This is a genomic window from Tenacibaculum sp. (assembly GCF_048269885.1).
In the GTDB taxonomy this organism is placed as follows: domain Bacteria; phylum Bacteroidota; class Bacteroidia; order Flavobacteriales; family Flavobacteriaceae; genus Polaribacter.
Map to the genome: position 1 here is coordinate 137918 of NZ_JBLWTZ010000006.1, position 13431 is coordinate 151348.

General features: G+C 31.2%; 19 protein-coding genes. All 19 read left to right on the forward strand.

Annotated features, from left to right (window positions below; genetic code table 11):
- Positions 1-46 precede the first annotated feature (46 nt).
- The 19 genes from ACN0WY_RS06430 to ACN0WY_RS06520 all read left to right on the forward strand — a co-directional run bounded on the left by ACN0WY_RS06430 (position 47) and on the right by ACN0WY_RS06520 (position 13362).
- The gene (locus ACN0WY_RS06430; protein WP_330488640.1) at positions 47-730 is read left to right on the forward strand and encodes a DNA-binding response regulator; all 684 of its coding nucleotides are present in this window, start codon (positions 47-49) and stop codon (positions 728-730) included.
- A gap of 117 nt (positions 731-847) precedes the next feature.
- Positions 848-2446 carry a vitamin K epoxide reductase family protein gene (locus ACN0WY_RS06435; RefSeq protein ID WP_417799860.1) on the forward strand — a complete coding sequence of 533 codons (1599 nt, stop codon included), beginning with the start codon at positions 848-850 and terminating at the stop codon, positions 2444-2446.
- 117 nt (positions 2447-2563) lie between these two features.
- On the forward strand, positions 2564-2722 hold the full coding sequence (locus ACN0WY_RS06440; protein ID WP_330488642.1) for a hypothetical protein: 159 nt from the start codon (positions 2564-2566) through the stop codon (positions 2720-2722).
- Positions 2722-2880: a hypothetical protein gene (locus tag ACN0WY_RS06445; protein WP_330488643.1), complete on the forward strand. Its 159-nt coding sequence runs from the start codon at positions 2722-2724 to the stop codon at positions 2878-2880. Before ACN0WY_RS06440 ends, ACN0WY_RS06445 begins: the two co-directional genes overlap by 1 nt.
- A gap of 15 nt (positions 2881-2895) precedes the next feature.
- Positions 2896-3099 carry a hypothetical protein gene (locus ACN0WY_RS06450; protein ID WP_330488644.1) on the forward strand — a complete coding sequence of 68 codons (204 nt, stop codon included), beginning with the start codon at positions 2896-2898 and terminating at the stop codon, positions 3097-3099.
- Positions 3100-3217: 118 nt separating this feature from the next.
- Positions 3218-3376, forward strand: coding sequence for a hypothetical protein (locus tag ACN0WY_RS06455; protein ID WP_330488645.1), 159 nt, complete (start codon positions 3218-3220; stop codon positions 3374-3376).
- A 2-nt stretch (positions 3377-3378) separates the two neighbouring features.
- Complete coding sequence (locus tag ACN0WY_RS06460) at positions 3379-3558, forward strand: hypothetical protein (protein WP_330488646.1); 180 nt, start codon at positions 3379-3381, stop codon at positions 3556-3558.
- A 25-nt stretch (positions 3559-3583) separates the two neighbouring features.
- Positions 3584-3775 carry a hypothetical protein gene (locus ACN0WY_RS06465; protein ID WP_330488647.1) on the forward strand — a complete coding sequence of 64 codons (192 nt, stop codon included), beginning with the start codon at positions 3584-3586 and terminating at the stop codon, positions 3773-3775.
- Between the two features lie 11 nt (positions 3776-3786).
- On the forward strand, positions 3787-3993 hold the full coding sequence (locus tag ACN0WY_RS06470) for a hypothetical protein (protein ID WP_417799861.1): 207 nt from the start codon (positions 3787-3789) through the stop codon (positions 3991-3993).
- 11 nt (positions 3994-4004) lie between these two features.
- Positions 4005-4241, forward strand: coding sequence for a hypothetical protein (locus ACN0WY_RS06475; protein ID WP_417799862.1), 237 nt, complete (start codon positions 4005-4007; stop codon positions 4239-4241).
- Between the two features lie 30 nt (positions 4242-4271).
- A complete protein-coding gene (locus ACN0WY_RS06480; protein WP_330488650.1) occupies positions 4272-4490 on the forward strand; it encodes a hypothetical protein in 219 nt (72 codons plus the stop codon).
- Positions 4491-4777: 287 nt separating this feature from the next.
- Positions 4778-6964, forward strand: a complete 2187-nt coding sequence (locus ACN0WY_RS06485) for a peptidase domain-containing ABC transporter (RefSeq protein ID WP_417799863.1) — start codon at positions 4778-4780, stop codon at positions 6962-6964.
- Positions 6965-7047: 83 nt separating this feature from the next.
- A complete protein-coding gene (locus tag ACN0WY_RS06490; protein WP_330488652.1) occupies positions 7048-7254 on the forward strand; it encodes a hypothetical protein in 207 nt (68 codons plus the stop codon).
- An 18-nt stretch (positions 7255-7272) separates the two neighbouring features.
- Positions 7273-7440, forward strand: coding sequence for a hypothetical protein (locus ACN0WY_RS06495; RefSeq protein WP_417799864.1), 168 nt, complete (start codon positions 7273-7275; stop codon positions 7438-7440).
- A gap of 64 nt (positions 7441-7504) precedes the next feature.
- Positions 7505-8794: an HlyD family secretion protein gene (locus tag ACN0WY_RS06500; protein ID WP_330488654.1), complete on the forward strand. Its 1290-nt coding sequence runs from the start codon at positions 7505-7507 to the stop codon at positions 8792-8794.
- A gap of 82 nt (positions 8795-8876) precedes the next feature.
- Positions 8877-9053 carry a hypothetical protein gene (locus ACN0WY_RS06505; RefSeq protein ID WP_330488655.1) on the forward strand — a complete coding sequence of 59 codons (177 nt, stop codon included), beginning with the start codon at positions 8877-8879 and terminating at the stop codon, positions 9051-9053.
- A gap of 27 nt (positions 9054-9080) precedes the next feature.
- The gene (locus ACN0WY_RS06510) at positions 9081-9296 is read left to right on the forward strand and encodes a hypothetical protein (RefSeq protein ID WP_417799865.1); all 216 of its coding nucleotides are present in this window, start codon (positions 9081-9083) and stop codon (positions 9294-9296) included.
- 428 nt (positions 9297-9724) lie between these two features.
- On the forward strand, positions 9725-10435 hold the full coding sequence (locus tag ACN0WY_RS06515) for a TIGR00730 family Rossman fold protein (RefSeq protein ID WP_330488657.1): 711 nt from the start codon (positions 9725-9727) through the stop codon (positions 10433-10435).
- 104 nt (positions 10436-10539) lie between these two features.
- The gene (locus ACN0WY_RS06520) at positions 10540-13362 is read left to right on the forward strand and encodes an aminopeptidase (protein ID WP_417799866.1); all 2823 of its coding nucleotides are present in this window, start codon (positions 10540-10542) and stop codon (positions 13360-13362) included.
- Positions 13363-13431 lie beyond the last annotated feature (69 nt).

The following is a 13431-nucleotide window of genomic DNA, read 5'->3' on the forward strand; positions in this document are numbered from 1 at the left end:
ATAAAAAGAATCAATTAAATAGTGTTCCCCCCGAAATTATTTATACATGAGAAAAGAAAAACAATCTGCCTTATTAGCGGATAATTGCCCGCTTATTTGCGAAACGTACAAGAACATAATATCTAAAATAGCTAGATTAAACCCAAATTTTAATTTTAACACAGACATTACTTACAATTGTAATGGAGCTTACGATATTATAAAAAAGACGATTGAGAAGGAAACCTCTTTAAACTTTGTTGTCTTAGACTTAAAACTTTCACCTGCTAAGAATAGAAAAATCTTATCTGGAGAAGATTTAGGACTCTTAATTAGAAAGCTACTACCCAGCACAAAAATTATTGTTTCTACTGATTGTAATGATAACTACAGAATTCACAATATTTTTAAAAGCTTAAACCCTGAAGGTTTTCTTGTTAAAAACGACTTAACCTCAAAAGAGGTGAAAAATGCCATAAAGAACGTAACAAACAACATTCCTTATTACAGCAAAACGGTATTAAGCCTTTTAAGAAAAGAAGTTTCCAACAACCTCTCTATTGATTCAATAGACCGACAAATTTTATACGAACTTTCATTAGGATCTAAAATGAAAGACATGCCAAATTACATACCTCTTTCTGCGGCTAGTATTGAAAAACGAAAACGACATTTAAAAAAAATATTCAATGTCAAAGCTAAAGGAGACAGAGAGTTAATACTAATAGCCAAAGAAAAAGGCTTTATTTAAAAAATTAAAAAATACGGTTTTCCCATACTTTTTTTATGGTTTTTTTTATAAAAAAACAATTATCAACATATAGCTTTGGGAAGATTAAGAATAGCTAGCCCTAAAAACTTTTTACTTTTGAAAGACACTTTAATCAATTTAGTACAAACATTACTCAAGAAAAATAGTATTTCTTTTGACAAAGAAGAATTAGCTTTTCAAATTCAAAGCCATCCTTCTTACCCTAGCTTACATGCAATTACAGGAGTATTAGACCATTTTAATATTGAAAATGTTGCGGCAGATGTTCCTGTCAACTCAGAAACACTTTCTCAGCTCCCTAACTGCTTCATTGCTCAAATAAACAGTGACCATGGTCAGGATTTAATTGTATCGGAAAGAAAAAACTTGGAGTATATTATCTATGATTCTGAAAACAAAAAAACAAAACTAACTGAAAGTGAGTTTTTAAATAAATTTACAGGAATTATTGTTGCTGTGGAAGAAACTGAAAACTATCTAACAACTAAAAACAATTCTAAGTTAGTTAAAACGATCGCTTTTGCTTTATTCGGAGCTTTTGCTTTATTTTTTGTTCTTAGCAATTCAACTTCGTGGTATAACACTTTTTATTTCTTATTATCTATTACAGGAGTCGTAATTAGTAGCGCAATTATAAAACAAGAACTTGGATTAAAAACCTCTATAGGCGATGCCTTTTGTTCGGGAACTGATGATAAAAAAGACTGTGATGCCGTGCTAAGTTCTAAAGGTGCTGAAATTTTCAAGGGGTATAAATTGAGTGATTTTAGCATGCTCTACTTTGCTGGCTTGTCTCTTTTAACATTTATGCAAATTTCTAACCCTGTTATTTCATATACTATTAGTTTGCTTGCCATACCTATTACACTATACTCTTTATACTACCAATATGCAGTAGTAAAAAAATGGTGTCTTTTATGCTTAAGCATTGTTGGTGTACTTTGGTTACAAGCATTAGCACCAATACTAACAAAAAACTACATTAGCACTTTTGTACTTAGTGATTTTATTACTTTAGGTCTCGTTGCTTCATTTACTTGGTTGGCTTGGAGCTATATAAAACCTCTATTTACCGAAGTTCAAGAACTTAAAAAAGAAAAAATAGCAAGTGTAAAATTCAAAAGAAATTATACACTATTTGATAGTTTATTACAAAAATCACCTCTGCTTGACACTCAATTAACTGATAGTAGGGAAATTATTTTTGGAAATCTTAACTCCAACCTTGAAATAACAATTGTTACCAATCCTTTTTGTGGTCACTGTAAACCGGTTCATACACATGTTGATGATATTCTTAAAAGATATCATAACCATGTAAAAATTAAAATACGATTTAATGTAAACGTAGAAGATAAAGACAGTGATGTGATTAAAATTACCAGCAGACTCATAGAAATTTATAATACTAAAGGAGGTAAGGAATGCCTCTTAGCCATGGATGCTATTTATGAAGGACAAAAACCAACTGCTTGGTTAAAAGAATGGGGAGAGTGTGTTGACAAAGAAACTTACACTTTAGAGTTAGAAAAAGAGAAGAATTGGTGTACGCAAAATGGCATCAACTTTACTCCTGAAATATTAGTAAACGGACAATCTTTCCCAAAGGAGTACAGCAGAACTGATTTGATATTATTTATTGAAGACTTGGAAGAAAACTCACATACTTCTAATGTATCATTAAAAACAGCATAAAAAAAACAAAGCCCAGAAAAGGGCTTTGCGTTTTGAACAAAATTCTCTCGCGAAGAATAGACACATAGGTGAGTGTCTTTAAATGTTCGCCGCAAAAGTAACCTTAATATTTTAATTATGAAAAAACAAATTCTAAATTTAGGTAAAGCTTTAAAGAAAGCGGAACAAGCTCAAATTAACGGAGGTAGAATGCAATGTGATGCTAACAGAGATCGCATATGTGAAGACTTTGGATGGAAATGTGCAGAAAGCTACTGCCAATTAATGCCTTTTTAATGATGAAAAAATCAATTTTAACCTTAGGCAAGATTTTAGACAAAGCGGAACAAGTTCATATCAACGGAGGAAGAAAACAATGTGATAAAAACAGAGATGGTATTTGTGAAGACCATGGGGTACATTGTGCTGAGTTTTATTGTGGTTTTATTCTGTAACAAAAGAGCTTACTCATGAAAAAATCAATTTTAAATTTAGGAAAGCTTTTAGACAAAACAGCACAAAAGCAAGTTAAAGGAGGCGCTCCAAGATTTTGTCAATGTGACTCAGAATGTGGCAGTGGACACCATTGTTGTAGTCATCGATGTTATGCTATTAACGCTCCGAACTACCCAACAGGAAACTGTCCTCCTCTTGTGTGCCCTATTCTAGAATAACTTAACTAGTGTAATCTGAAAAGAATAGGCTGAATAATGGGCACTGCTTTCGAGTATAACTACACAATAAAGTTAGTGCCTTACTCAATACTTTTTACAAAACAATAATAACTTACTCATGAAAAAATCAATTTTAACCTTAGGAAAAACCTTAAATAAAGCAGCACAAATCCAAATTAACGGAGGTAGAAAAATGTGCGATACAAACAAAGACCGTGTATGTGAGGATTACGGACCGCATTGTGCTGAAATTTACTGTAGTTTCATTTTAGACTAAAAATGAAAAAACCAATATTAACTCTAGGAAAACCTTTAAGTAAAGTAGAGCAAAAACTAATTAGTGGAGGTAAATACAATTGTTTTACCAATGATGATTGTAACATTGGATGTTGTAACACTGCTAACTTTTGTCAATCCATTGGAAGCCCTAACTCAGGAGACCTACTTTGTAAATCTTAATCAACTTCTTTTAAACCTTAGAATTATGAAAAAATCAATTTTAACCCTAGGAAAGGCTTTAAATAAAACAGAGCAAACTCTAATTAACGGAGGTAAAAAACAATGCGACAACCATTACCAATGCGGAAGTGGATATTGTTGTAATACTGCTGGTTGGTGTCAATTATTTGGCGACCAAGGAAATACAGGTTACTTATGTGACGGAAGTATAATTTAATAAAATTAAAGATGAAAAAATCAATTTTAACCTTAGGAAAATCTCTCAATACAGCAGCGCAAAAGCAAATTAACGGTGGAGGTTTAAAACCTAGAAGATGCTGTGACCCAGCATTGCAATGCTGTACAACAAGTCATGCCGCATTAAACAACCCTAGCTGTGGGGGAACTTATATTTCGGGTTGTCAATATCACCCAGCCACTAATTGTTGTATTTAATTCATAAGATCATGAAAAAAACAATTTTAAATTTAGGAAAGCCTCTTAACAAAACAGCCCAAAAACTAATTAATGGCGGAGGAGCTGTAGGTTTTTGTGACGGTGAAGGCAGCTGTCCTGCTGGGCAATACTGTCAAGGAATATACTGTTATACAGAAGACGGAAACGGCAGCGACCCTGGTAATAACAACTGTACAGGTCCGTGGCAATTTTGCCCTAATGGCGGTATAAGCTGTACAGGCTGCTAACGAACCAATATAAAAATCAATATATTTTTTATGAAAAAACAAATTTTAACCCTAGGCAAGGTTTTAGGTAAAACACAGCAAAAACAAATTAATGGGGGGCAACCAATGCCTGATCCAAGATGCAAATGCTTCTGTTATTTAAATTCAACAAAATACACAACAGATTGTCAATCTTTATGTCCAAATGGAGACATCCCTGGAGTGTATGAGGGAACACCTACTTCTTGTTTTGGTGATTATCCTATGTAATTAATGATTGTTTTATTTAAAACACACCCATTTAGATTCTTTATAATGAGCGAGATTCAGTACCACAACTTGGAAAAATTGGACATGTAGCAACTACTCCAAGTCAAAAAAGGTTTTTTTTCTAGTCGTAAATTCAATACAATGCTATAAAAAACATTTATTGTTCAGATAACACCTCTATAAACATACCTTAAAAAGTTATTGATTATTTAGCTCTTAGTAATTTTTAAAACTAGGTTAGAAATTGTATATTCCTGACCTAGTTATATATTATACCAAAATTGAACTTGAAAAAATTCCCAAACTATAAACAGACTGAAGCAAAGGATTGCGGTCCTACCTGCATAAAAATCATAGCCAAACACTATGGTAAAACTATTAATACACAACAACTAAGGAGCTTAAGTGAAACCACTCGTGAGGGTAGTAGTTTGCTCGGTTTAAGTGAAGCTGTAGAGTCTATAGGCTTCAAGTCTTTAGGTATTAAATTGGCTTTCAGTAAACTTAAAGAAGCCCCATTCCCATGTATTATTCATTGGAATAAAAATCATTATGTAGTTCTCTACAAAATAAAAAAGGAGCTCGTTTATATTTCTGATCCAGCTCACGGATTAATTACTTTTACAAAAGAGGAATTTATCCAACATTGGATTGGTAATAATGCTGATGAGAATACTGAAGAGGGAATTGCCCTACTAGTAGAACCAACTCCCAAATTTTATCAAGAAGAATTTGAAGAAGATGAAAAATTTGGTTTTTCATTCATCTTTAAATACCTCTATAAATACAAAAAATTTATAGCGCAATTAATAATAGGACTTCTTGCAGGTAGCTTACTTCAACTAATCTTACCTTTTTTAACCCAAAGTGTAGTTGATGTAGGTATTAAAAACCAAGACTTAAACTTTGTTTACTTAATTTTATTTGCTCAATTATTTCTATTTATCGGAAAAGCTTCTTTAGAAATTATTAGAAGTTGGATTTTATTACACTTGAGTACTCGTATTAATATTTCTTTGATTTCTGACTTCTTTATAAAACTAATGAAATTGCCTATTTCCTACTTTGATGTGAGGATGACAGGTGATTTACTGCAAAGAATTAACGACCATAAACGTATTGAACGAATTTTAACCACATCATCTTTAACAGTTTTATTCTCTTTTTTCAACCTTATAATTTTTAGTTTGGTTTTAGGATATTACAGCCTACAAATCTTTGGTGTTTTTGTATTGGGAAGTGTATTATATTTTGGATGGGTATTGTTCTTCTTTAAAAAGAGAAAAGAACTTGACTACAAACGTTTTTCTCAAGTAAGTCAAGAGCAAAGTAAAGTTATTGAGCTTATTAATGGGATGCAAGAAATAAAACTCCACAATGCAGAAAGACGCATGCGTTGGAATTGGGAATATGTACAAGCACGATTATTCAAAGTAGCTACCAAGAGTCTTGCTTTAGAACAAACTCAAAGTGTGGGATCTAACTTCATTAATGAGCTTAAAAATATGTTTATCACCATCCTTTCTGCTAAATTAGTTATAGACGGTCAAATAACCCTTGGTATGATGATGGCTATTAGTTATATCGTAGGTCAGTTAAATGGTCCTATTACACAACTAATTAATTTCATGAGAGACATACAAGACGCTCAAATCTCTTTAGATAGATTAGGTGAAATACACAATATGGAAGATGAAGAAAAACCTAGTGATGAAAAAGTAACTACCATTCCTGAAAATGCTTCAATAAAACTAAACAACATTTCATTCAGATATACAGGGGGGCTAGAACCTGTTTTAAAAAATTTATCACTTGAGATTCCTGCAAATAAAACAACAGCAATAGTAGGAGTTAGCGGAAGTGGTAAAACTACTTTAATGAAATTATTACTTGGTTTTTATCAAGTTGATCAAGGTGATATAATGATCAACAACTTTAATCTGAAAAACATCTCTCAAAAAGAATGGAGGAGGAATTGTGGTGTTGTAATGCAAGAAGGATACATCTTTAATGATTCTATAGCTAAAAATATAGCTGTAGGGGAAGATTATATTGATAAAGAAAAATTAGCTCATGCAATAGATGTGGCAAACATTGGTGATTATATTGAAGGACTACCATTAGGATATAATACCAAAATTGGTAGCGAAGGTAATGGATTGAGTACAGGTCAAAAACAACGATTATTAATTGCCCGATCAGTATACAAAAACCCTAAGTTTTTATTCTTTGATGAAGCTACTAGCGCACTCGATGCCAATAACGAAAAAGTTATCATGGGAAAACTTAATGAGTTTTTTGCTGATAAAACAGCTGTTGTCATAGCACACCGATTAAGTACTGTAAAAAATGCGCATCAAATAGTGGTTCTTGAAAAAGGAAAAATTATTGAAAGAGGAAGTCATGAAGAGCTAATCAAACTAAAAGGAAGTTATTACCACCTAGTTAAAAACCAGCTAGACTTAGGTAAATAAGAATATTCACTCGCGAAGAATAGACACAAACCTTGAGTGCCTTTAAAGGTTCAGGGATTTAATCAAATTTAAATTATTTAAAAATGAAAAAATCAATCTTAAACTTAGGTAATGCTCTGAGTAAAATAGAACAAGAGCGAATTAAAGGAGGCAAAACAATTGGTTTTCCTTGTTCTAACTACTTTTTTTGTGCTTTAGATTGCCAAGAAGGAGATGTGTGTGCTGTGCCAAATGGTACGGGAGGAGCCAATAGAGGCATTATAAAAAATGGACAATGTTGTCCTGCTTAATTTTTTAAATAAATTACGATGAAAAAATCATTTTTTAAGCTTGGAAAAGTTTTAAACAAAGCAGAACAAAAATTTATTAATGGTGGTTATTCTTGTAAGACAGAAAAAGATTGTTACGATCAACAAGGTCCTGGAGACCCTTTAACTCCATGGATTTGTTATAACGGAACTTGCATAATATCCTAAATTAATTTATTTCATTGGTGCTCTTATCTTATCTGAATGTAAGAGCACTTTTATACATTCTAAGATGCCAAACAATACTCAAGACATAGAAATTAGAAGTGAAGAAGTTCAAGAAATTTTAACCCATGTACCAAATTGGATGATTCGCTGGGGGAATACATTATTACTTGGGCTTATAGTAATGCTATTATTCATTTCTTGGTTCGTAAAATACCCGGATGTTATATCTGCTGAGGTGATGGTTACTACCTCAACACCCCCTGAGAAAATTTATGCAAAATCAACAGGACAATTTGAAACCTTTTTAACTAATGAAGGTAAAAATGTTTCCGAAGGAGATATTTTAGCTGTTATTGAAAACAGTGCTTCATACAAAGATGTTTTACTATTAAAGAGTATTGTGGATACAATTAAAATAAATCAACAAAATTTCTTCTTCCCTATCGATAAAGTTCCTCCTTTAATTTTAGGAGACATAACTTCTAGTTACTCACAGTTTGAAAATGACTACTCCGAATATGTTTTAAACGAAAAATTAACTCCGTTTAAATCTGAGAATTTTGCAAATCAAATGTCTGTTATTGAAGCTAGGGGGCGATTACAAATTCTATTATCTCAAAAAGAGTTAAACTTAAAAGAATTAGATTTTAAAGAAAAAGACTTAGAACGCAGCAGAAAAATGTTTAGTCAAGGTGTTATTTCTGCTAAGGAAAAAGATCAAAAAGAAATTGAGTATTTACAAGCTAAACGCTCATACAAAACTCTTGAATCTTCAATTTCACAAATACGAGAATTGATTAACAATTCTGCGAAAAACTTAGAGGGGACTTCTATAAAAAAAACACAACAAGATACTCGTGTTAAAAAGAAAGCTATTCAATCTTTGCTATACTTAAAAAAGGCGATTAAAGATTGGGAAAAACAATATGCCCTTACTTCTTCAATAAACGGAAAAGTTTCCTTTTTGTCTTTTTGGAATAAAAACCAAACAGTTAATACGGGAGACTTAATATTTACTATTATTCCAAACAAGGGAAACTCATTTATTGGTAAAATTGAAGCACCAGCTGCTAATTCTGGTAAAATAAAGAAAGACCAAAAAGTTCAAATCAAATTATTAAATTATCCTTCTGATGAATTCGGAGAATTAAATGGAAAAGTTAAATCTATTTCACTTATTCCTAATGAAAAAGGTAATTATATAGTGGATGTAGAACTTCCTCAGAATTTAGAAACTACTTATAATAAAACTATTCCTTTCAGACAAGAAATGAAAGGTGCAGCAGATATTGTAACTGAAGACTTACGTTTGATAGAACGTTTTTTCTATCAACTTAAAAATATTATCAAATAAAAAATTCTTTCGCGAAGAATAGACACAAACCTTGAGTGTCTTTAAACTGTTCAAGGATTAATTAATACCAAATTTTTTAATCATGAAAAAATCAATTTTAACCTTAGGTAAGGCTTTAGAAAAAGCTGATCAAAAACAAATTAATGGTGGGTCTAATGGCTTTTGTTATCAAGAAGGTCGTAAATGCTGCCAAAATACATCTTGGGGCGTTTTTTGCGATGCTGGTAGATGCGACAGATATGGTTGCTTCTGGTACTAAATTCATAACCCTCTAAAAATTTCAATTATGAAAAAATCAATCTTAAACCTAGGTAATGCTTTAAGTAAAGTGGCTCAAAAACAAGTCAAAGGCGGAACCAAATTAACAACACCAGGAGAGTGTGATGCCATAGAAGGCAATGTTCCTTACGGTTGTCCTTGTAAAAGTAACTGGTGTGCTCCTGGCTTGCGCTGTGACACAGCACAACAAAGTCATTTAGATGGTATTTGCGTTTATAGCTAACACCTTTTTTAAACATGCATAAAGTTTCGAAACTTATTCGAAGCTTTATGTTTCTTTAACATAAAAAATCAATCTTAAACTCATAACTCACTTGAAGCAAAGCTGAGCAAAAAAATGTAAGATCGTGGTAACTTACTCCATACGCTCCTTATGGTAATTTACTAAAAAGACACAGTAAGGTTGCCAAGCCATAATTTTTAAACACTAACTACAATAAATTGTTACTTCTTTCTTCTGAAGGGAAGGGTTGTCTTCTAGCCTAAATATAATATTCGCCTTTACTCGATTACTCAATCAAAAAACAATCTTTTTAAAGGAGTTTTTCTTTTATCTTTTTTTCTAACACCAAAAACCACTAAATTAGCAGGCTTGCTAAAAATCAAATTTTAGCGATTTAATTTGTTATTTAATATAAAAGTAGAAGAATTATGAGTCCGAACGATGACAGAAAAATTAGAGAAAAACTACAGCAAAAAACCTGGAACGAAATAAAAACAAATGATTCTTGGGCAATATTTAAAATTATGTCTGAGTTTGTTGATGGGTATGAAAAACTAAGCAAAATTGGACCTTGTGTGTCTATTTTTGGATCTGCTCGCACAAAAACTGATGACCCTTATTATAAATTAGCTGAAGAAATAGCCTATAAACTAACACAAAATGGTTTTGGAGTAATTACTGGTGGAGGTCCTGGTATTATGGAAGCGGGTAATAAAGGAGCTCATCGAGGCAAAGGAACTTCGGTAGGCTTAAATATTGATCTTCCTTTTGAACAACATGACAATCCATGGATTGATAGTGATAAAAACTTAAATTTCGATTATTTCTTTGTTCGAAAAGTAATGTTTGTAAAATATTCTCAAGGTTTTGTTGTAATGCCTGGTGGTTTTGGTACAATGGATGAGCTTTTTGAGGCAATTACTTTAATTCAAACTAATAAAATTGGTCGTTTCCCTATTGTTTTAATTGGTAAAAAGTTTTGGTCTGGTTTGTTAGATTGGATTAAAAATACTTTAATTGAAGAAGGTAATATTAGCGAAAAAGATTTGAATTTATTTAGAGTTGTAGATACTGCTGATGAAGCTGTTGAACACTTTAATAAATTCTATGCGAAATATCAGCTGAAACCAAATTTCTAAAAATATTTATCTTTAAAGCTCGTTGTAATTCCAACGAGCTTTTTTATTTTCACAGGGTTTATGAAACACATTTTGTATACCCTTTCTTTAAACAAAACCTTATATTGAAACAGAAAGTACTCCTCTTATTATACGCTACCTTCTTGTATTGCTTTAAAATAGTAGCGCAAGAAAACTCTGTTGAAATAAAAGCTAAACTAGATACTAGCAATGATTTAATTCACATTTTACAAAAAACAACTTTTTATAACCACTCTTCAGCAAACTTAGATCGTGTTTTTTTACATAACTGGGCCAATGGTTTTAAAAATGATAATACTCCTTTAGCTAAGCGTTTTATTGAAGACTACAAAAAAGCTTTTTACTTTTCGAAAGAAAAAGATAGAGGTTATAGTAAAATAAGAAACTTAACTGTAAACTTTAAACAAGTTTCGTTTAAGGAAAGAAAAAATCAGCAAGATATTATTGAGGTATTTCTTAACAAACCTTTAAAACCTAAAGATCGTTTAATAATTCGTACCTCCTATTCTGTAAAGGTTCCAAATGCAAAATACACAGGATATGGGAAAACAAAAACTGGATACCATTTACGATTTTGGTATGTAACTCCTGCTGTATATGATAAAAAATGGCAACTGATGAGTAACTTAAATTTAGACGATTTATACGAAGAGCTCTCTAACTACTCCATTTCTATAAATATTCCTAAAAATTACCACATAGAAAGTAATTTATACCAATATAAAACTGAACACAATAATTATACGAACTATTATTTAGTTGGCGCTAAAAAGAAAGACATCATACTTCATATTGATACGGTTAAAACTTTTAAGTCTTTTAAGCTAAAGGATAAAGAAATAAAGACCGATGCCTATCTTAAAAAAATTCCAAATGAAGAAACTACCCAAATTATAAATAGACAAATACAATTTATAGAAGACTTTATAGGCAAACACCCACACCCTGAAATTTTTGTAGATTCTCGAACTATTAATAAAAATTCATTGCATGAAATTTATGGACTTCCTAGTTGGTTAAAACCCTTTCCTAAAAATTTTAGATGGGAAACTGGATTCTTTAAAGCACTTACCCAAAAATATTTTGATGATATCATTATTCAAAACCCTAGAAAAGATTATTGGTTAACTGATGGTTTGCAAACGTTTTTAATGATGGAATATGTAAAAAAATATTATCCAAACGTTACTTTTCTGGGAAAATACTCCAAGTATTGGCCTATAAAAACCTACAACATTGCTCAATTAAAACAAAACGATAAATACCCACTAGTATATCAGTTCAGTTCTCGTAAATTTTATGACCAAACTTTAACCACCTCTAGCGACTCTCTTTCTAACTTCAACAGGAAAGTTGTTAGTAAATACAAGGCCGGTTTAGGAATTAAATATTTATACGATTTTGTAGGCGATAGTATTTTAAAAAAATCTGTTAAAGAATTTTATACTCAAAACCAATTAAAGCCCTCTAATAGTAAGTATTTTGCGAACATACTTCAAAAGAATACTTCAAAAGATTTGCAATGGTTTTTTGGAGATTATCTTACTACCGACAAAAAAATTGATTATAAAATAAAAAAAGTATCCTACTCTCAAAACAAAGACTCTCTATTGGTTACCATCAAAAACAAAAGAAGTTTTAATGCTCCTGTTGCACTATATGGTATTCAAAAGAAAAACATAAAATTTAAAACTTGGGTTACAAATATAGACTCTACCAAAACAGTAAAAATTAAAAGAGGTGACTTTAATAAGCTTGCTTTAAATTATGAAAACAACTACCCTGAATTTAATTCTCTTAACAATTTTAGAAATGTAAATAATAGCATTATAAGCAAACCTATTCAGTTTCGTTTTTTTAAAGATTTTGAAAACCCTTATTACAATCAACTATTTTATTATCCTGATATTAAGTATAACTTGTACGATGGACTAATTCTTGGTCTTAACATAAATAATAAATCGCTAGTTAATCATAATTTTCAATTTAGCATAACCCCTAACTATAGTCTAAAAAGTCGAAACCTTACAGGGTCTTTCGCTATAGGATACAACCATTTTTTAAGAGATTCTAAACTTTACAAAATACGATATGGTATTTCTGGAAGTAATTTTCATTATGCCCCCGAGCTAGGATACAACACTCTAAGTCCATTTATTAGTTTTCAATTTAGAAGAAACACCCTCCGTGATATAGGTTCAAAATTCTTAATCGCTCGTATGGTAAGTATTGATAAAGAAGTAGCTCCGAATACTACACAAGGTGATCAAGACAAGTATAACATTTTTAACCTACGCTATATAAATAATACGTTTGATGCTATACACAGAATACGGTATGCTGCTAACCTAGAAATAAATTCTAACTTCAGTAAAATATCAACCGATTTTCGTTACAGAAAGTTTTTTACTGCTAACGAAAGCTTTGAGGTTCGGTTTTTTGGTGGACTCTTCCTTTCTAACAAAACAACGGGAAATTACTTTAGCTTTGGATTAAACCGTGGAAATGATTATTTATTTGAACAAAATTTATTTGGTCGCTCGGAAAACGACGGTATTTTTAGTCAGCAATTTGTCGTTGGCCAAGGAGGTTTTAAGTCTAAATTTAAAGAACCTTATTTTGCTAATCAACTTATAACATCTATTAATACTAGTGTAAGTGTATGGAAGTGGGCTGAAATTTACAATGACGTTGCCATGTTAAAAAACAAGCATAACTCTCCTAAGTTTTTTTATGAAAATGGAATTCGTTTAAACTTCCTTCCAAATATTTTTGAATTCTATCTCCCTATTTACACTAACGAAGGTTTTGAAATCAATAAAAGAGCTTATCCTACTAAAATTAGATTCATCATTACAACAGATATTGATAGAATTTATAACTTTATTAGAAGAGGTATATTATAGATACTTCAATAAAATTTGTTTTTCCCTCTTTTTTTTGAAAAATATTCAATGAAAATAGAAATTTTTAAA

Bases quoted from the DNA above. Each gene is read 5' to 3' on its own strand.
- ACN0WY_RS06445 (WP_330488643.1), top strand. From the start codon at position 2,722: ATGATGAAAAAATCAATTTTAACCTTAGGCAAGATTTTAGACAAAGCG.
- ACN0WY_RS06495 (WP_417799864.1), top strand. From the start codon at position 7,273: ATGAAAAAATCATTTTTTAAGCTTGGAAAAGTTTTAAACAAAGCAGAA.
- ACN0WY_RS06505 (WP_330488655.1), top strand. From the start codon at position 8,877: ATGAAAAAATCAATTTTAACCTTAGGTAAGGCTTTAGAAAAAGCTGAT.
- ACN0WY_RS06460 (WP_330488646.1), top strand. From the start codon at position 3,379: ATGAAAAAACCAATATTAACTCTAGGAAAACCTTTAAGTAAAGTAGAG.
- ACN0WY_RS06515 (WP_330488657.1), top strand. From the start codon at position 9,725: ATGAGTCCGAACGATGACAGAAAAATTAGAGAAAAACTACAGCAAAAA.
- ACN0WY_RS06490 (WP_330488652.1), top strand. From the start codon at position 7,048: ATGAAAAAATCAATCTTAAACTTAGGTAATGCTCTGAGTAAAATAGAA.
- ACN0WY_RS06500 (WP_330488654.1), top strand. From the start codon at position 7,505: ATGCCAAACAATACTCAAGACATAGAAATTAGAAGTGAAGAAGTTCAA.
- ACN0WY_RS06465 (WP_330488647.1), top strand. From the start codon at position 3,584: ATGAAAAAATCAATTTTAACCCTAGGAAAGGCTTTAAATAAAACAGAG.
- ACN0WY_RS06470 (WP_417799861.1), top strand. From the start codon at position 3,787: ATGAAAAAATCAATTTTAACCTTAGGAAAATCTCTCAATACAGCAGCG.
- ACN0WY_RS06480 (WP_330488650.1), top strand. From the start codon at position 4,272: ATGAAAAAACAAATTTTAACCCTAGGCAAGGTTTTAGGTAAAACACAG.
- ACN0WY_RS06475 (WP_417799862.1), top strand. From the start codon at position 4,005: ATGAAAAAAACAATTTTAAATTTAGGAAAGCCTCTTAACAAAACAGCC.
- ACN0WY_RS06450 (WP_330488644.1), top strand. From the start codon at position 2,896: ATGAAAAAATCAATTTTAAATTTAGGAAAGCTTTTAGACAAAACAGCA.
- ACN0WY_RS06430 (WP_330488640.1), top strand. From the start codon at position 47: ATGAGAAAAGAAAAACAATCTGCCTTATTAGCGGATAATTGCCCGCTT.
- ACN0WY_RS06440 (WP_330488642.1), top strand. From the start codon at position 2,564: ATGAAAAAACAAATTCTAAATTTAGGTAAAGCTTTAAAGAAAGCGGAA.
- ACN0WY_RS06510 (WP_417799865.1), top strand. From the start codon at position 9,081: ATGAAAAAATCAATCTTAAACCTAGGTAATGCTTTAAGTAAAGTGGCT.
- ACN0WY_RS06455 (WP_330488645.1), top strand. From the start codon at position 3,218: ATGAAAAAATCAATTTTAACCTTAGGAAAAACCTTAAATAAAGCAGCA.